Annotated in this window: 16 protein-coding genes; 7 read left to right on the top strand and 9 right to left on the bottom strand. The window is 53.3% G+C overall.

The window, feature by feature from the left end:
* Nucleotides 1–53: 53 nt before the first annotated feature.
* From QFZ34_RS14090 to pgi, 4 genes are all read right to left on the bottom strand, one after another.
* Complete coding sequence (locus QFZ34_RS14090) at nt 54–1,040, bottom strand: threonine ammonia-lyase (RefSeq protein ID WP_307282083.1); 987 nt, start codon at nt 1,038–1,040, stop codon at nt 54–56.
* Between the two features lie 73 nt (nt 1,041–1,113).
* Nucleotides 1,114–1,860, bottom strand: coding sequence for an HAD family hydrolase (locus QFZ34_RS14085; RefSeq protein ID WP_307286324.1), 747 nt, complete (start codon nt 1,858–1,860; stop codon nt 1,114–1,116).
* A complete protein-coding gene (locus tag QFZ34_RS14080) occupies nt 1,860–2,912 on the bottom strand; it encodes a M14 family metallopeptidase (RefSeq protein ID WP_115054826.1) in 1,053 nt (350 codons plus the stop codon). The genes QFZ34_RS14085 and QFZ34_RS14080 overlap by 1 nt, the downstream gene beginning before the upstream one ends.
* A gap of 44 nt (nt 2,913–2,956) precedes the next feature.
* Entirely contained in the window at nt 2,957–4,609 is a 1,653-nt protein-coding gene (gene pgi, locus QFZ34_RS14075) for a glucose-6-phosphate isomerase (protein ID WP_307282080.1), read from the bottom strand.
* 155 nt (nt 4,610–4,764) lie between these two features.
* Here pgi and QFZ34_RS14070 point away from each other — a divergent pair, with 155 nt between their 5' ends.
* Together QFZ34_RS14070 and QFZ34_RS14065 are read left to right on the top strand one after the other, a co-directional pair.
* Nucleotides 4,765–5,208: an SRPBCC family protein gene (locus tag QFZ34_RS14070; protein WP_115054748.1), complete on the top strand. Its 444-nt coding sequence runs from the start codon at nt 4,765–4,767 to the stop codon at nt 5,206–5,208.
* A gap of 108 nt (nt 5,209–5,316) precedes the next feature.
* Complete coding sequence (locus tag QFZ34_RS14065; protein WP_307282074.1) at nt 5,317–6,930, top strand: GMC family oxidoreductase; 1,614 nt, start codon at nt 5,317–5,319, stop codon at nt 6,928–6,930.
* On the opposite strand, the gene QFZ34_RS14060 is transcribed toward QFZ34_RS14065, so the two are convergent.
* Together QFZ34_RS14060 and QFZ34_RS14055 are read right to left on the bottom strand one after the other, a co-directional pair.
* A complete protein-coding gene (locus QFZ34_RS14060) occupies nt 6,921–8,552 on the bottom strand; it encodes a Na+/H+ antiporter (protein ID WP_115054825.1) in 1,632 nt (543 codons plus the stop codon). The genes QFZ34_RS14065 and QFZ34_RS14060 overlap by 10 nt on opposite strands.
* A 232-nt stretch (nt 8,553–8,784) precedes the next feature.
* Entirely contained in the window at nt 8,785–9,444 is a 660-nt protein-coding gene (locus QFZ34_RS14055; protein WP_307286637.1) for a hypothetical protein, read from the bottom strand.
* Between QFZ34_RS14055 and QFZ34_RS14050 the strand changes: the two genes are divergently transcribed.
* Nucleotides 9,362–11,113, top strand: a complete 1,752-nt coding sequence (locus tag QFZ34_RS14050; RefSeq protein WP_307282069.1) for a long-chain-fatty-acid--CoA ligase — start codon at nt 9,362–9,364, stop codon at nt 11,111–11,113. The genes QFZ34_RS14055 and QFZ34_RS14050 overlap by 83 nt on opposite strands.
* Before the next feature lie 85 nt (nt 11,114–11,198).
* Here QFZ34_RS14050 and QFZ34_RS14045 read toward each other — a convergent pair whose 3' ends face one another.
* The 3 genes from QFZ34_RS14045 to QFZ34_RS14035 all read right to left on the bottom strand — a co-directional run bounded on the left by QFZ34_RS14045 (nt 11,199) and on the right by QFZ34_RS14035 (nt 14,192).
* Complete coding sequence (locus QFZ34_RS14045) at nt 11,199–11,576, bottom strand: VOC family protein (protein ID WP_307282066.1); 378 nt, start codon at nt 11,574–11,576, stop codon at nt 11,199–11,201.
* A gap of 137 nt (nt 11,577–11,713) precedes the next feature.
* A complete protein-coding gene (locus QFZ34_RS14040; RefSeq protein ID WP_307282063.1) occupies nt 11,714–13,303 on the bottom strand; it encodes a peptide chain release factor 3 in 1,590 nt (529 codons plus the stop codon).
* A gap of 79 nt (nt 13,304–13,382) precedes the next feature.
* Nucleotides 13,383–14,192: a class II glutamine amidotransferase gene (locus tag QFZ34_RS14035; protein WP_307282061.1), complete on the bottom strand. Its 810-nt coding sequence runs from the start codon at nt 14,190–14,192 to the stop codon at nt 13,383–13,385.
* Nucleotides 14,193–14,346: 154 nt separating this feature from the next.
* Here QFZ34_RS14035 and dut point away from each other — a divergent pair, with 154 nt between their 5' ends.
* The 4 genes from dut to QFZ34_RS14015 are packed head-to-tail and all read left to right on the top strand — an operon-like array spanning nt 14,347 to nt 17,328.
* Entirely contained in the window at nt 14,347–14,832 is a 486-nt protein-coding gene (gene dut, locus QFZ34_RS14030) for a dUTP diphosphatase (protein ID WP_307282058.1), read from the top strand.
* 16 nt (nt 14,833–14,848) lie between these two features.
* On the top strand, nt 14,849–15,667 hold the full coding sequence (locus QFZ34_RS14025) for an isocitrate lyase/PEP mutase family protein (RefSeq protein WP_307282055.1): 819 nt from the start codon (nt 14,849–14,851) through the stop codon (nt 15,665–15,667).
* 3 nt (nt 15,668–15,670) lie between these two features.
* Nucleotides 15,671–16,324 carry an HAD family hydrolase gene (locus QFZ34_RS14020; protein WP_307282052.1) on the top strand — a complete coding sequence of 218 codons (654 nt, stop codon included), beginning with the start codon at nt 15,671–15,673 and terminating at the stop codon, nt 16,322–16,324.
* On the top strand, nt 16,324–17,328 hold the full coding sequence (locus QFZ34_RS14015; RefSeq protein ID WP_307282049.1) for a proline racemase family protein: 1,005 nt from the start codon (nt 16,324–16,326) through the stop codon (nt 17,326–17,328). Before QFZ34_RS14020 ends, QFZ34_RS14015 begins: the two co-directional genes overlap by 1 nt.
* The last annotated feature ends 36 nt before the right edge of the window (nt 17,329–17,364 follow it).

Genomic DNA, 17,364 nt, shown 5'->3' with positions numbered 1-17,364 from the left:
CAAGAGTTCAGCTTTTATAGCGGTAGCTACCAACGATTAAAGTCAGAAACCTATTAAGACGCAATCAGCTTACTGAAAGAGTCGAGGTCCACATTGCCTCCTGAAAGGACGACCGCCACCGTCTTGCCCTTGATATCGACTTCGCCAGAAGCCAGCGCAGCAAGACCAACAGAACCGCCGGGCTCAACCACCAGTTTCAAATGGCTTGCTGCCTCGCGCATGGCTTTGCGCACGGCGATATCGGAAACAGCGATGCCGCCGGCCAGATTTTGCCTGTTGATTGGAAATGTGAGATCGCCGGGTTGAGCAGTAAGAATTGCATCGCAGATTGAGCGATATCCCGTCTCATTGCTGCGAATTTCACCAGCGACCAATGAACGGCGCAAATCGTCAAAGTTTTCCGGTTCGACGCCCCAAATGCGCGTTTGCGGAGAGCGCGCTTTTACTGCAATCGAGACGCCACTGATGAGACCACCACCGCCGCTGGGCACAAATACATCATCCAGCGTGATACCGCGTTCTTTGGCTTCATCAGCAATTTCAAGCCCGATCGTGCCCTGACCCGCAATAATGGATGGGTCATCGTAAGGCGGCACCAAAACCATGCCACGCTCTTCAATGAAGGGGGCGGCAATCACGTCCCGACTCTCGGTGTAACGGTCAAAAAACACAACCTCCGCCCCGTAGGAGCGGGTATTATCAACCTTAACCTGTGGCGCATCGCTGGGCATGATGATGACTGCCTTGATGCCGAATATGCGGGCAGAACTTGCGACGCCTTGTGCGTGATTGCCTGAAGAGAATGCAACGATCCCGCGCTCTTTCTCTTCCGGCGTAAATTGACTGATACGGTTATAGGCACCGCGAAACTTGAATGAGCCGGTCCGTTGCAGGCATTCTGGCTTGAAGAAAATACGCGCATTGTAGCGGTCGTTGAGACTTTCCGATTCCATCAGCCGTGTCGGCACAAGCTGCCCGGACAATCTCTTTGCGGCAGCTTCGATATCGGCAATCCCGGCGGCGAAATTCTGATGATCCATGAGCCCTCTCCTGTCAGCTATCCAGTCGATAGCATTCTATAATGCAGCAGGCATCCAAATCATTGTCATCATATCAATCTGGCACGAATACCGCGTTGGCACGCTTTTCCAGAAACTCGGGCAACTCTGCAATCGAGCCAAGGATCGCGTCACTAAGGTGAGCAAGGTCATCCAATGTGCTGTTTCCTGACAGGACGCCTATGGCAAGTCCCGCTCCAGCGGCATGGGCCATTTCCAGATCGTGGGAATTGTCACCCACCATGGCAATCGCTTCGACTGGGAGGCCTGTTTTCGCGGCAAAGAGGTGAAGCTGGTCTGCATGCGGCTTGGCGCGGGCAACGGAGTCATATCCTATGATTGCCGAGAAAAGCGGTGATAGCCCCAAGGCTTCAGCTGTAGCGCGAGCGCCTGCTTCAGAATCATTGGTTGCTATGCCAAGCACGAAACCCCGAGCGACAAGAGCTTCGAGCGTTGCGTGCAATCCATCGATTCCGACTGCGCGGCGCGAGCCTTCCTGAACTGTATAATGATCATAGTCACGAATACATTGCCGTTTCTCTTCGAGAGAAAGCTCGGGATGCCACAGATCAACAACATCATTGATGGTTCCCGCAGCGACCACTGAGCCACCGCGGAACTTTTGCATCTCCCAATCATATCCCCCAGCCTCAACGAGAGCCTTCGCGCGGGTTTCATCACCCTTGGCGGCCATGTGCGCTAGTTCCATGGTGATGCCAAACCACGTTTTATTGAAATCGACCAGCGTTCCATCCTTGTCGAACAGAATACCGCGTATCTCGTTAGACTGGGTGGTTCGCATCATGATTCCAGCGAGCCGGGCTTGGCATTTTCAGATCGTCTGCTGCCAAGAAGTTTCAGGAGATCGTCGCCACGGCGGGTATAGCGATGGCCGCGCCTTGTCAGAACTCGGCCAGCCTGTGGAGCGGTCAATATTATATCACCGGCGGGATCCCCCGGCACGGTCACAACAGTGACCAGCTTGTCACCCGCCTTCACTTGAGCACCAATATCGACATGGAACAGGATCATCCCGCCTTGAGGAGCTCTGATCATCTCGACATTTTCAAGCGGCGTGACAGGTCCGTTGAAATCTACCGTCAGTGCAATACTCGTATCGACGATGACGCCGCGATGAACAAGGAACTTGTAAAGACCTTCCGCATCAGACTTTCCAGTATCGATATTGACATCACTGAGGCCACGAAACTCCACTGTGGTGACGGCTCGGGTTTTCTGTTCTGTTTTCGGTAGTTGGAGCACCGGATGCGCGCAAGCTTCTTCAAAAGCTGCATCGGCGGTGCTGTCCCACGAAAGAATAGCGGTAGAGCCGAGGGCGGACGCCAGATCATACATTTCCGGCAAAAACGCCTGGTGGATGTAGAGGTAGCTTTCGCTTTCATCGTCACAATGCAAATCGAGGACAATCTCGTGCGGGAGTGCCTGACGCAGAAGTTCGGCTTTCAGTCGCTCTGCCAGTGGCACCGGTCCATCAATGGCGGGCAAGGATGATGTGTCAAAATTCTCCAGAAGGGGAAATGAACGGTTGAAGTTCGTACTGGAGAAAAATTCGAAGCGACCAATATGCTGATGGGCCATCCACTGTGCAGAGCCTATCGGGTTGGCTTGAGGAATGACCGTTATATCCCCGGCAATACGCCCTTCCCTGGCAGCTTTTTCCAGCATGGGAATAAGGAAATGCAATGCAGCCTGGCCGGGTAGCTCCGAGCCGTGGAGGGACGATTGCAGATAAGCGCTTGTTGCCTCCCTGTCCTTGCCCTCAAAACGCAACACGCGCAACTCAATGCCGTTGCCCGGCACATCGCCAGCCAGCTGTATAGTCTCGGTCTTCATCATGCTATTTCCTGGTCTGTTGACTGCTTCTACGTAGTCTATTGTTATTTTTCGCGGCGTTTACGCAGGTGCGCGACGAGTCCTTGCGTGGATGCGTCCTTGTCCTTTGCGCTGACCTCGCCCGAAACAACAGGAAGAAGCTCCGTAGCCAATTCCTTGCCAAGTTCGACGCCCCACTGATCAAATGCATTGATTCCGTAGAGCTGCGCTTCGACAAAGACGCGGTGTTCGTAAAGTGCGATGAGACGGCCAAGCGTATAAGGATCAAGCTTATCGTGGATGATCGTTATCGATGGACGGTTACCGGTGAATACGCGATGCGGGGCAATGCGATTGACTTCTGATTTTGGCAGGTTTTTTGCAGTGAGCTGTGCCTTGGCCTCTTCCAACGTACGGCCCTTCATCAAAGCTTCAGACTGTGCCAGGCAATTTGCCAGCAACATCTGGTGCTGATTATCAAGTTCCGGCTCATGTCCGTTGGCAGCGACAATGAACTCGACGGGAATGGTATCGGTGCCCTGATGCAAAAGCTGGAAGAATGCGTGCTGGCCATTGGTGCCGGGTTCGCCCCAGACAACGGGTCCTGTCGGGCCTGAAACCGGCTTGCCATCAATGGTAACGCCCTTGCCATTCGATTCCATGTCAAGCTGTTGGAGATAGGCAGGCAGACGCGCAAGGCGCTGGTCATAGGGGATCACGGCCCGGCTCGTATAACCGGAGATGGCGCGGTGCCAATACCCGACGAGACCAAGCATCATTGGCAGGTTCTTCGAAAGCGCTGCCTTGCGGAAATGTTCGTCCATTGCATGGGCGCCATCCAAGAACCGACCGAAATCTTCCGGGCCAATGGCGATCATCAAAGGCAGGCCAATGGCCGACCAGATTGAATAGCGTCCGCCAACCCAGTCCCAGAAGCCGAAAATACGATCTGCCGGAATCCCGAACGCATCAACTTTTTCAAGAGCTGTCGAGACAGCCGCGAAATGCTTGCCGACAGCCTTCTCACCCAAAGCATCGGCAATCCATTTACGGGCTGCCTTGGCATTGGTGATTGTTTCAATCGTCGTGAATGTCTTGGAGGCAATGATGAAGAGGGTTGTCGACGGCTCAAGCCGGGCCAACGTGTCGGCTATATCCGCACCATCAACGTTGGAAACGAAATGGGCTTTCGGCCCATCGTGATAGGGCGACAAAGCAAGCGTTGCCATGGCTGGACCAAGATCAGACCCGCCAATGCCTATATTGACGATATCGGTGATCGGCTTGTTTTTTGCGCCTTTGATTTCCCCGGAGCGAATACCGGTCGCAAAAACGGCCATACGGTCAAGCACGTCCTTGATGCCCGGCATGACATCCTGCCCGTCGACTTTGACAGGTTTACCTGAACGGTTACGCAGCGCAACGTGGAGAACGGCGCGGCCCTCGGTATTATTGATGGGTTCGCCCGCAAACATTGCTGTGCGACGGCCTTCAACATTTGCAGCTTTGGCAAGATCACCAAGTAGCGCAAGCGTTTCATCATTGACGAGGCATTTCGACCAATCAAGCAGAAGGTCATCAAGATTGAGGGAATATCGGGAATACCGTTTTTTATCCTCGGCGAATGCATCGCGCATGTTTCTGGGTGCGCCATTCTTCCAATGGGCTTTCAACGCCTGAACCGAACGCTTGATGCTGTTCGCTTGTTCTGAGGCCATAGTCTATCTCCTGAAATAATCGTCTCATGCAAATGTCGCGCAAACCTGCCACTAGAACGACTTTAGTTCAATCGACGAAAGGTGGAATATCTTGGCTTTCCGCGATAAGTGATTGCTATGCCTAAAATCGGGCGATGTATCAGGAGATGCCAAATATGGATTTGACGGGTGAAGAACGGATTGCCGCAAACCGCGCGACTGTCTGGAACGCCCTTAACAATCCGGACATATTGAAAGCGTGCATTCCCGGATGCGAACAACTTGAATGGGTGAGCGAGACAGAACTCGAAGCCACGCTTGCTGTCCGGCTCGGTGTCATCAAACCGCGTTTCAGCGGTGCTATTTACCTCAGCAACCTTAACCCACCCTTTTCCTATACGATAAGCTGCGAGGGCAAGGGAAGCATCGCCGGTATCGCTAAAGGCGGTGCGGATGTCGCCCTTGTAGAGGATGGAAATGAGACGCGCCTGATCTACACAGTGAATGCGCAAGTGGGCGGAAAAATCGCAAAATTCGGCAGTGGCTTGATTGCTTCGACGGCGAGCAAAATTGCCACCCGCTTCTTTGAAAAGTTCAACGAAGCTGTTTCTGCCGCATAACTTCCATGCTGTCGTAATTTCCACAGCTCATGGCGGAAAGCCGTTTGGCTCAGGATCGGCTAAGGCGGATATGCTGACGGCGCGCAATTTTGCGCCGGACAGCCAGTCATGCGCATTTACGATTTCATCATTGTCGGGTCTGGATCGGCCGGCTCAGTCGTTGCGAACAAGCTATCGGAAAACGGGCGTTACTCCGTTCTCGTGCTTGAAGCCGGAGGGTCTGACCGGCGATTCTTCATCAGCATGCCGCTTGGCTACGGCAAAACCTTCTATGACAAATCGGTCAACTGGATGTATCGCGCCGAACCAGACCCCGGCCTCGGCGGCAATGCTGACTATTGGCCGCGTGGCAAGGTGCTCGGCGGATCAAGCTCTATTAACGCAATGGTGTATGTGCGCGGCGCACCGGAAGATTTCGACGAATGGCGCGATACCGGAAATCCGGGCTGGGGTTATGCGGACGTGGCACCAATCTTCCGTTCCCTTGAGCACCATGACGGCCCGGCAACCAGCCTGGGAAACGATGGTCCCTTGCATGTTACCGATTGCTCCAGGCTCTTCCATCCTCTGGCTAACAGGATGATCGCGGCAGCACAGGAAGCGGGTCTTTCTTACAACCCCGACTTTAATGGCGCAGCGCAGGAGGGCGTAGGACCTTTCCAGCTCACGACAAAAGGTGGTCGGCGCATGTCAGCCGCCAAGGCATTTCTGCGACCAGCGATGAAGCGCCGAAACGTGACGGTGCTTACGCAAGCAATGGCGACGCGGATCATATTTGATGGGAAGCGCGCTATCGGTGTGCAATTTACCCGCAAGGGCAAAACGGAACTTGCCAAGGCTGGCCGCGAAGTCATCCTGAGCAGCGGTTCGGTCAACACCCCGCAATTGCTTGAGCTGTCGGGTATTGGTGACGCAAATAGGCTTCAGGCGCTTGGAGTAGAGGTTCTATACGATAATCCGCAGGTCGGCGAAAACCTCTGCGATCATCTCGGCATCAACTACACTTACCGGGCGAACATACCCTCGCTCAATCAGATACTGCGCCCGTGGTGGGGCAAGGCTGTAGCCGGCATGGAATATCTATTGCGCCGAACGGGGCCGCTATCGATCAGCATGAATCAGGGCGGTGGATTTTTCCGGACCGATCCTTCCCGACCGCGCGCAAACATGCAGCTCTATTTTCAGGCATTCTCAACCCTTGTGCCCAAAAATGGTGAGCGACCCATTTTGACGCCGGATCCATGGCCCGGCTTTTCTCTCGGCCTCTCCAACTGCCGGCCCACCAGCAGGGGTTCGATTCATATTCGCTCCAATAATGCGCATGATGCGCCGCGAATTATCGCCAACGCTTTTTCCACAGAGCATGATGTTGCAGAAATGCTGGATGCGGTGAAGTTCCTGCGAAAAATCGCAGCCACTCCAACAATGTCCATGCTGATTGAAGAAGAGCTTCTGCCAGGACCGGATTGCAACAGTGACGACGAGCTAGTTGAAGATTTTCGCAAACGTAGCGGGACAGTTTATCATCCCGTCTCGACATGCAGAATGGGGCCTGATCCGTCCCGATCAGTCGTTGACCCGCGCTTGAAGGTTCATGGACTATCTGGCCTGCGTGTTATTGATTGCTCGATATTTCCGAACATCATTTCCGGCAATACGAATGCTGCGGCAATGATGGTCGGAGCGAAAGGCGCGCAGATGATTTTGGAAGATCATCCATAGCGCGCCTCCATCATATCAATATCGCGCACCATTTTACTGGCAATCGTGCTTTCCAGCCGCCGAGCCCGAACCAGTCGATAGATTTCCTGCCGCTCCGCTTTAAGCGCGGTAATGCGTAGCCGCTTTTCAATCTCTTCGCTGAGAGCCGTCAATTCACGCTCTTCACCAAGATGCATCCGGCCATCGATGCGCTTGCGGTAAAGCTCCATGATGCGGGTTGCGACGTCCGTAAAAATATCGGCATCGGCACGCCCTGCCGCCAAATCGTGCTGGGCTTTTTCAATGGCCATAATCGCTGCTTCGGCGGCGGCAATACGTGCGTAATCTTCTTCCTTCTGGTGTGAATCCTCCGCTGGGAGATCGATGTTTTTGAGCAGTTTTGGCAAGCATATGCTTGCCGCAACCAGCGACAGAATAATCACACCGGCGGCCAGGAAAATAACGAGATCACGGGCTGGAAAGAGGCTTCCATCGTTCAGGAAAAGTGGCAATGTCAGAATACCGGCAAGGGTGATTGCACCGCGCACACCGGCGAATGACATTGTGGCAACAAGCTGCCAACTTGGCCTGACAACTGTCTGCTGACCGTCGGAGCGGCGTGAAAGCGCATAACGCCATGAGGCCCATACCCACAAGAAACGAAGCCCAACGAGAGCCGCAAAAATAACGCCTACATAAACTGGCAACCACCAATAGCTGTATCCGTTTGCGTGAACGTTTTTGACCGCGCCCCAGAATATGCTTGGAAGCTGTTCACCAAGCAGAACGAAGATGGCACCATTGGCGGCAAATTGCGCGGTATCCCAGACCGCTGTGCGCCTCACCCGCGTGACTGCCAGTGACTGACTGGAGCTTTCCGCGTAGCTCATCGTGATGCCTGCGGCCACTGCCGCAAGAATTCCCGACGCATGAACATGCTCGGCAAGAAGATAGGCGCCGAAGGGGATGAGCAGACTGATAAGTATCTGCGAGCCGCTTTCCTCACCCAGTCGCCGTGTGAGAAACGCTTTGCCACGCGTGACGCCAATCGTGACGCCAATGCCTATGGCAATGCCTGCAAAGGCGAGCCACAGGAACGTGAAAAATGCTGCCGAGAATGAAAATGCGCCAGTCAACATGGCTGCTACCGCAAAGCGCATGCAAACGAGCCCTGACGCATCGTTCAGCAGTGACTCGCCCTCAAGTATATGCATCATTCGGGACGGAATGGGCACACGGGCGGCAATTGCCGAAACGGCGATCGGGTCTGTCGGCGACACGATTGCCGCCAGGGCAAAGGCAACGGGCAATGGTACAGACGGTATCATCCAGTGAACCAGAAAACCGACGCCAAGAACAGTGAAGATTACAAGCCCCAGCGCCATCTCCAGAATGATGCCCTTATCCCTGAACAGTCCTTCCTTGGGTATGCGCCATCCATCCAGAAACAATAGTGGCGGCAAAAACAGCAGAAAGAAAATATCGGGATCAAGTTCGACGCGGACTTTGGCAACCGAGGCGATCGCCGCGCCCAGACCAATCTGCACCAATGGCAGCGGCACCGGCAAAGGCAACACACGCACAATACTGTCACTGACAACAACCGCCAGCAGCATCAAAAGGACAATGGTAATCGTTTCCACGGCGAATCCTGTTTCGGGCTTATATTCAGGAGAGAGAAGTGCCGGTGCTTTGTCGAGGTGAACCTTGGCAACTTTGTGCCGAGATGTGGCCAAATGAAAGAAATGGAGCGTTACATTGAAACTATGATGAATAAGATTTTTTACGTTTACGTTAATGTAATTGCTTGCAACAGTATGGCTCTCGCCATAGGAGAGATTGTTGAGTAGCATGGTGTAGGGGAAAGATACCAAGCTAAAAAACTAACTGGGAGGTTAATGTGGCTAAACAGGCGAATCCGGTAACAAAGTCTAAGATTGCGGCGTCCAAGATCGCAACCAAAAAAACGGCACCATCTGCAGCAAAGAAATCCTCCGGAAATGTCAAAGAGGCTGTAGCCAGCGCGCAAGCAATATCCACCAAGAAAGCTGCGGTTGCTGCTAAACCGGCTACGACTGCAAAAATGGCTGCTGCCAACAAAGCAACGGCGAAAGCGCCTGCCTCCCAGAACTCTGCTGAAAGCAAACCGGTAGCTGCAGCTGTAAAACCAGCCACACCCGCAAAAACGCCAGCTAAAAACATATCCAAAGCACCGGCCACTAAAAAAGAACCAGCTATCACGCCTGCTGCAAAGCCGAAAACTGCCGCAAAAGCAGTGCCAGCCAGCAAAGTGACGGCCAAAGCGCCTGCAGCCAAGAAATCTGCTGAAAGTAAATCGGTAGAACCCGCCACACCCGCAACAGCGCGGGAAAAAAAGATATCAGCGACGCCCACCACTAAAAAAGAACCAACCACCCCATCTACTGCAAAGTCGAAAACTGCCGCAAAAGCAGTGCCAGCCAGCAAAGTGACGGCCAATGCGCCTGCACCCAAGACAACAGCTGAGAGCAAACCGGCAGCCAATAAGCCGATCATGCCGACGCCAAAAATGTGGGTGAAACACTATCCCGAGGGTGTGCCGGCGGACATTCCGGACCTGCCTCATCAATCGCTCGGCGCATTCTTTGAGGATGCTTTCAAAAAATTCAGCAACAAACCTGCATTTAATTGCATGGGCAAAAGCATGAGTTATGGGGAGCTCGACAAACACTCCCGCTCCATTGCGGCCTGGCTGCAATCTCGCGGACTGGTCAAAGGCGACCGTGTCGCGATCATGATGCCGAATGTCTTGCAATACCCGATTGTGATCGCCGGTATTTTGCGAGCCGGACTAATCGTTGTTAACGTCAACCCGCTTTATACGCCGCGCGAGCTGGAATACCAGTTGAAGGATAGCGGTGCCAAGGCCATCATTGTTCTCGAAAATTTTGCTGCCACGCTGCAGAAAGTCATCACCAAAACCTCTGTGCAACATGTCGTTGTTACCGCTATGGGCGACATGATGGGCCTGAAAGGCCATCTGGTAAATCTGGTGGTAAGGCGCGTAAAGAAGATGGTTCCAGCATGGTCATTGCCTGGACACATCCCTTTCAAGACAGCATTGGCAAAGGGCGCTTCCATGTCCCTCAAGCCGGTTGATGTCAAAAGCTCCGACACTGCTTTCCTGCAATATACAGGCGGCACAACCGGCATTTCAAAAGGCGCGACTCTCACCCACAGCAATATTCTTTCCAATATAGAGCAGATGAGTCTGTGGTGTGATGTTGGCTTCAGGGCCAAAGGCAAGCCCGACAGCATTGTTTATGTCTGCGCGCTGCCGCTCTATCATATTTTCGCGCTTACCGTGAATGCGATGATCGGTATCAAGCAGGGTGGCCTGAATATTCTTATCCCGAATCCAAGGGATATTCCCGCATTCGTCAAAGTGCTGCAGAAACACAAATTTCATTTCTTTCCTGGGCTGAGCACCCTCTTCAATGGCCTCATGAACAATGAAGAATTCCGCAAGCTAGACTTCAAGGAACTCAGAATGTCCTTCAGCGGCGGCATGGCCATGCAAAGGCCGGTTGCGGATCGCTGGCAGGAGTTGACCGGCAGCCTTATGATCGAAGGTTACGGGCTTTCCGAAACTTCACCCGTTGCCTCGGCCAATCCGCTTGATGCAAAAGAATTCTCCGGCACAATTGGCATGCCCATGCCATCGACGGATTTTTCCATACGCGATGATGATGGCAAGGAACTGCCCTTGCTGGAAGTTGGCGAAATTTGCATCCGCGGACCGCAGATCATGGCAGGTTATTGGAACCGTCCGGACGAGACCGCCAAGGTCATGACTGCGGATGGATTTTTCCGCTCCGGCGATATGGGTTATATGGACGAGCGTGGCTACACGAAGATCGTCGATCGCAAAAAAGATATGATCCTTGTCTCTGGTTTCAATGTTTATCCGAACGAAATCGAAGAAGTGGCCATGGAACATCCAGGCATTGCCGAGGCTGCTGCCGTAGCAATCGCCAATGAGCATTCCGGTGAAGCCGTGAAGCTTTATATCGTGCGCAAGGACAAGACATTGACCGAAGAGGCTGTGAAAGCATTCTGCGCCGAACGCCTTACAAATTACAAACGTCCGCGCGTGGTCGAATTCCGGGATGAACTGCCCAAGAGCAATGTCGGCAAGATTTTGCGCCGCGAATTGCGGGACTAAAAACAAAGGGAGGGTCTCTTTTATGCAATTGCGATCGGAAAACCGCAACACGCTTTTCCAGGAATTGCTTCGATCCTCCCTTATTTTATGCGGGCTGCCCTACATCAATTCTGTTGCCGTCCCTGTCTTCAAAAACGAAGGACCTGAGACCATAATCGTGGTCGCGCAGTCCTTTGATGATACGTAGCCCTTCCCGCTGGCAAATTGCGTGAAGAGCATCAGCATCATCTACGATGATATGCGCCACATTGAACGGTGGTGCGTCATAATCTTTCTGCAAACTTAAGTGCAGCTCGGCACTCTCGCGCTTCAGAATCATAAAACCGACGGGATTTCCGTTTTCGAACGTCTTGGTGAAGCCAAATACCCGCGTATAAAAATCATGTGCGCGGACCATGTCCTTGACCGGAAGCACGGCTGCAATACGCCTGAAGTGAACAGCGTTGGTGGACTTGTCATTCATTTCATAACCTCAAATATCGAAAGCACATTCCATCACTCACGCACGGTGGCGAAGCGATGGCTGTAACTTTCCCAAAAGATCATGAGACGGTGCCCACGCAGTTCCTATAATACGGCAATCTATTACTGGAAAGAGCTTCAGGCCACCTTGTCGCGCACCTGATAATCCTTGATCGCCGCGAAACGGATCGCCTTCCAACGCTCCGCTTCATAGGAAAGCGAGAAGGAATTTTGCGCAAGGAATACTGGATCATTGTCCAGATCATGCGCGATATCGGCGCGATGACCATTGATGAAACGCTGAAGCTCAGCGGGATCATCGGCAGAAATCCAGCGCGCAACAGTAAAGCGTGCTGGCTCAAAGCCTACAGGCAAGGTGTATTCCACCTTTAGACGTTCGGTCAAAACGTCGATCTGCAGGGCGCCGACAACACCAACAATAGCGGGAGAGCCATCATCAGGCAGGAAGAGCTGAACCACCCCCTCCTCCGCCATCTGCTGGAGCGCTTCGCGCAGCTTTTTGGCTTTCATTGCATCATCCAGCCGCACGCGACGCAGGATTTCCGGTGCAAAGTTTGGAACACCACGGAAAAGCAAATCTTCGCCTTCCGTCAGCGTGTCGCCAATACGCAATGTGCCATGGTTTGGGATGCCGACCACATCGCCGGCCCATGCCTCATCCGCGATCTGGCGACTACGGGCAAAGAAAAATTGAGGCGCCGAAAGGCCCATCGGCTTACCGGTGCGCACAAGCTTTGCTTTCATGCCACGTGAAAGCTTGCCCGAGCAAACGCGCAGAAACGCGATCCGGTCACGGTGATTGGGATCCATATTGGCTTGAATCTTGAACACGAAACCTGTCATCTTTTCTTCCGTGGCTTCGACCCGGCGCGTATCGGCATCCTGTGCACGGGGGCTCGGACCAAAATCACAGAAGGCTTCAATAAGATCGCGGACGCCGTAATTGCGCAATGCGGATCCAAAGTAAACGGGCGTCATATGGCCTTCGCGAAATGCCTTAAGATCGAATGGGTTGCAGGCATCACGCGCCAGCGTTACTTCGTCGATCCACGCCTGACGCTCATTTTCGGGCAGGAGACCGGCTGCGCCGGAGGATTCCGGTCCATCGACGGGGCGCGGAGTCTCTTCCGAATCCCGCTGGCGAACCGTATTGTTCTGAAGATTATACGTTCCGGCGAAGCTCTTGCCTCGTCCTATCGGCCAGGTGATCGGTGCTGTATCCAAGGCGAGCTTCTGCTCAATCTCATCAAGGATCTCATAAGGATCGCGGCTTTCACGGTCCATCTTGTTGATGAAAGTGACAATCGGGATATCGCGCATACGGCAAACTTCAAAAAGCTTGAGCGTGCGCGCCTCAATACCTTTGGCGGCGTCAATCACCATGACCGCGCTGTCTACCGCCGTGAGGGTACGATAGGTATCGTCGGCAAAGTCTTCGTGACCCGGCGTATCGAGCAGATTGAAAATGCAATCCTTGTATTCGAATGTCATGACGGATGTCACAACAGAAATACCGCGATCGCGCTCGATATTCATCCAGTCCGAGCGCGTTTGGATGCGATCTTTCTTCGCCTTGACCTCACCCGCAAGCTGAATGGCTCCACCAAAAAGCAACAGCTTTTCGGTCAGCGTGGTTTTACCGGCGTCAGGATGCGCGATAATCGCGAATGTACGACGTTTGGAAACAGGATGGTCAGCAGAAGACATAAATCGGCTCAAAACTAAAGGAAAGGTTGGCGCCTTCTATCAGCCCCAGTCTTTCCCGTCGACCTTCAATTCCAATAGGTCAAACGCTTTCCAGCGCAGGCGTGAATTCATCTGCAATCATGAACGGCTCAATGGCAATGCGTTTGGTATCTTTGACAGTCACGAAACTGTTCGGAGGAACCGGCATCCAATTGCCTGCTTCACCGTCAAGAGGCTCCGAAACAACGCATAAACCCGCATTTGGCGAAAGCGTTGCGGTATAAAGGGACGGCGCAAAGCGATCTGTTGCATAGCGGACCGCATAGAGATGCTGTCCATCGGAAAAGGCTGCTGTCAGCCGGATAAAGGCGGGGACGCCGATACGCTCCGCTTCGGCTTTGATTGTATTGACCGTTGCAGCAAGAGACTGCGCGGGATGCTGATCAAGGCCATGTTGCAGCATGAGCAAGAATATCAGTTCGGAATCTGTCGAACCCAGTTTCTGCGCATAAATTGAGTCATCCAGACGAGACTCCAAACCACGTCGCAGCCTGTCAAAATGGCCAATCTGCCCATTATGCATGAAGCTCCATTTTCCCGAGACGAAGGGATGGCAATTCATGCGGCTAGTCACCCCGCCGGTCGATGCCCGAACGTGAGCCAGGAAAAGATGCGACTTGATCTGACGGGAAAGACTCCGCAAGTTCTGATCGGACCATGCGGGGAGAATATCGCGGTAAAGCCCAGGTTCGTCACGCGCACCATACCAGGCCACGCCAAAACCATCACCATTGGTACGCGTTTTGGCCTCGTGCGCATCATGGCTTTGCGCAATCAGCGAATGGCAGGGAGAGGCAATAACATCTTCAAGAAACAGTTCAGGTCCAAGATAGGCAGCCCAACGGCACATGAATCACCCGATTTCGTAACATAATATTATCTGTAACTGCACTTGTGCGAATCGCCAGCACGCTGCTGGGATAATAGCAGATTATGTGCAAACAATGGGCCCAGCGCATCTTGTCAGTTGACGGTGTGCGCTGACTGGTGAAAAAGGTCTCTTCATGTCACAGAAAATCGATTCCGCTCACCCGAAAAACCCTGCACTCGGCCTGGTCCGCCTTGACCACGCCAAGGGGCTAGACCTGCCCGCCTACGAAACATCCGGCTCTGCTGGCATGGACCTTCGAGCTGCTGTTCCGGAAGACAGACCATTGCTGTTGCTTCCAGGAAAACGGGCATTGGTTCCCAGTGGCCTGATCTTCGAAATCCCGGCCGGATATGAGGCGCAAATCAGACCTCGCTCGGGTCTCGCTCTGAAACATGGGATTACCTGCCTCAACACGCCAGGTACGATTGATTCAGATTATCGCGGTGAAGTAAAAGTGATACTGATCAATCTGGGCGATGACGATTTCTACGTCGAGCGAGGCATGCGCATTGCGCAGGTTGTTCTTGCACCGGTTGTGCAGCTCAACGTTGAGGAGCGACAGCATGCCAGCGAAACGTCACGTGGCTCTGGCGGATTTGGCTCGACAGGTACTGCATAGCAATTAGGAGGGTACCATGGACAAAGGCAAAACATTTCGTCTGTTGCATCAAGGGCCAGATGTGTTGCTGATGCCCAATCCATGGGATCCCGGCACTACAAAGTTTCTTGCTTCACTTGGCTTCAAGGCAATGGCGACCAGCAGTGCAGGCTTTGCTTTTTCTCGCGGCCTTGCTGACGGGGCCATAACATTCGATGTCATGATGCAGCACTGCCGCGACCTTGTTGCCGCCACGGATCTTCCTGTATCCGGCGATCTGGAAAAGGGCAAAGGCGACAGCGCGGACAGTGCTGCCGAAACGATCTTTGCAGCGGAAGCTGCAGGGCTGGCAGGTTGTTCAATCGAAGATTTCTCCGGGGATCCCGACAAGCCCGTCTATGAGTTTTCCCATGCCGTCGAAAGGGTCGCCGCAGCCGCTGAGGCAGCCCGTGCTTTGAAGCGCGATTTCGTCTTTACCGCGCGTGCCGAAAACTTCTTGCGGGGACAAAATGATCTGGATGACACGATCAAGCGTCTTCAGGCATTTGAGGAAGCGGGAGCGGATGTCCTTTTCGCCCCGGGTATTTCCGACCTTGAGAGTATCAAAATTCTTTGCGATTCAGTCTCCAAGCCGTTGAGCGTTTTGGCTCCTCCTTCGCTGACAGTTAGCGAGTTGGCGGCGGCCGGCGTGAAGCGGATTTCGCTTGGACCAAGGCTCACGACAGCTGCGTTCAGTGCTATCCACGTCGCTGCCCGACAGGTGCTCGACAAGGGTACATTTGAATTCGGCACAACAGGCGTAACATTTGGCAATTTACAACAGCTCTTCTCACAGGGTGCAACCAAGGAAGTCTGAAGTATGGCCCGTCCAGACCTGGTGATTTTCGATTGTGACGGCGTGCTTGTCGATACCGAAACCGTCGGCAATCATCATCTGGTCAAGATGCTTGGGGAAGCCGGTTTTAAAACCAGCTTTTCCGAACTCCGCAAAACCTATACCGGCATGCCGATGCGGGCGGTTCAGGAGAAGGTCGAGGCGCTGGGCTATTCATTAGGCGATGATTTTGTCGAACGTTGGTATCAAGCTATTCCCGTTATCTTCGAGAATGTAGAGGCCATCCCCCATATCGAGAGTGTTATTGCTGCTGTTAAGGACGCGGGGCTTCCCTATTGCGTTGCATCTTCCGCCAATGTGGAGAAAATGCACATCACACTCGGCAAAACCGGGCTGATTGATCATTTCGAAAGTGTTCTTTACAGCGCATCAATGGTTGCGCGCGGAAAGCCCTTCCCTGACCTGTTTCTCCATGCTGCTGCCAAGATGGGGTATGATCCAAGCCAGGCTGTCGTGATTGAAGACAGTGTGGCAGGAACGGTGGCCGGGATAGCAGCGGGCATGCGCGTATTTTCCTATTGCGGCGATGAGCATGCCGATCATGAAGGCCTGGCTGCAGCAGGCGGCATACTCTTTGACGACATGCGAAAACTTCCTGCCTTGCTGGAAATCAGCTGATGAATAGTCCCCTGAAAGTGATCGATATGCACACGGGTGGCGAACCTCTGCGTATCATTATTGATGGCTATCCCAAGCTGCCAAAGGGAACCATTCTAAGCAAGCGGGCCTATGTTCGCGATCGGCTCGATCATCTGCGGAAGATATTGATGTTCGAACCACGCGGTCATTTCGATATGTATGGCGCGTTGCTGGTTGATACCGATCTTCCCGATGCCGACCTCGCTGTGCTGTTCATGCATAATGAGGGTTATTCTACCATGTGTGGCCACGCCATCATTGCGCTTGGCCGTTATGCCGTTGACTATGGTCTCGTGGCCAAGGTGGAGCCAGTAACCACCGTTCGCATCGAATGCCCTTGCGGTATGGTCGTCGCTTCCGTGGAAGTTCGTGACGGAAAGTCTGGCAGCGTCTCGTTCGAAAGCGTTCCGGCCTTCCTTTTTGCAAGCGACCAGATCGTCGACGTTCCGGATTTCGGCAAGATCAGTTTTGATGTGGCCTATGGCGGAGCTTTTTATGCTCTCGCCGATTGCCATCAATTCGGCCTCGAATTCGGACGCGACGCCGCCTCTGCATTTAAACATGCTGCCACAGTGCTGACCGAGGCCGTGAAAGAAGCAGTCCCGCTTGATCATCCCGATCACAAGGATTTGGCATTCCTTTACGGTTCGATTTTAACCGATGGTGCCGATGAGTGGAATGAAGCGCCGACGAAAAACGTCTGCATCTTCGCTGACGCACAGCTGGACCGTTCCCCGACAGGCTCGGGTGTTACGGCCAGGCTTGCGGCAATGCACGCCAAGGGGCAGATTGTTAAGAGCACAGCCCGGATATTCGAAAGCATTGTCGGCTCGCGCTTTGCGGGTTTTGTTGAGACCACGACGAAGGCGGGGCAGTTTGATGCAATAACCGCGCGTGTTTCCGGGCATGCTTATTACAGCGGTATGGCCGAATTCATCGTTGAAGATGGCGATCCGCTCGGAACTGGATTCCTTATTTCCTGAAGATTCTAAATAGTAAACCATATGGTTGACTATCTT

Source organism: Phyllobacterium ifriqiyense (assembly GCF_030817885.1).
In the GTDB taxonomy this organism is placed as follows: Bacteria; Pseudomonadota; Alphaproteobacteria; order Rhizobiales; family Rhizobiaceae; genus Phyllobacterium; species Phyllobacterium ifriqiyense.
Note: the sequence above shows the minus strand (reverse complement) of the source record. Positions and strands in the feature narration are given on the sequence as shown.

What these genes read in the sequence shown, in the direction of transcription:
- QFZ34_RS14090 (WP_307282083.1), bottom strand. Translation starts at nt 1,040, where the DNA reads ATGGATCATCAGAATTTCGCCGCCGGGATTGCCGATATCGAAGCTGCC.
- QFZ34_RS14085 (WP_307286324.1), bottom strand. Translation starts at nt 1,860, where the DNA reads ATGCGAACCACCCAGTCTAACGAGATACGCGGTATTCTGTTCGACAAG.
- QFZ34_RS14080 (WP_115054826.1), bottom strand. Translation starts at nt 2,912, where the DNA reads ATGAAGACCGAGACTATACAGCTGGCTGGCGATGTGCCGGGCAACGGC.
- pgi (WP_307282080.1), bottom strand. Translation starts at nt 4,609, where the DNA reads ATGGCCTCAGAACAAGCGAACAGCATCAAGCGTTCGGTTCAGGCGTTG.
- QFZ34_RS14070 (WP_115054748.1), top strand. Translation starts at nt 4,765, where the DNA reads ATGGATTTGACGGGTGAAGAACGGATTGCCGCAAACCGCGCGACTGTC.
- QFZ34_RS14065 (WP_307282074.1), top strand. Translation starts at nt 5,317, where the DNA reads ATGCGCATTTACGATTTCATCATTGTCGGGTCTGGATCGGCCGGCTCA.
- QFZ34_RS14055 (WP_307286637.1), bottom strand. Translation starts at nt 9,444, where the DNA reads ATGATCGGCTTATTGGCTGCCGGTTTGCTCTCAGCTGTTGTCTTGGGT.
- QFZ34_RS14045 (WP_307282066.1), bottom strand. Translation starts at nt 11,576, where the DNA reads ATGAATGACAAGTCCACCAACGCTGTTCACTTCAGGCGTATTGCAGCC.
- QFZ34_RS14040 (WP_307282063.1), bottom strand. Translation starts at nt 13,303, where the DNA reads ATGTCTTCTGCTGACCATCCTGTTTCCAAACGTCGTACATTCGCGATT.
- QFZ34_RS14035 (WP_307282061.1), bottom strand. Translation starts at nt 14,192, where the DNA reads ATGTGCCGTTGGGCTGCCTATCTTGGACCTGAACTGTTTCTTGAAGAT.
- dut (WP_307282058.1), top strand. Translation starts at nt 14,347, where the DNA reads ATGTCACAGAAAATCGATTCCGCTCACCCGAAAAACCCTGCACTCGGC.
- QFZ34_RS14025 (WP_307282055.1), top strand. Translation starts at nt 14,849, where the DNA reads ATGGACAAAGGCAAAACATTTCGTCTGTTGCATCAAGGGCCAGATGTG.
- QFZ34_RS14020 (WP_307282052.1), top strand. Translation starts at nt 15,671, where the DNA reads ATGGCCCGTCCAGACCTGGTGATTTTCGATTGTGACGGCGTGCTTGTC.
- QFZ34_RS14015 (WP_307282049.1), top strand. Translation starts at nt 16,324, where the DNA reads ATGAATAGTCCCCTGAAAGTGATCGATATGCACACGGGTGGCGAACCT.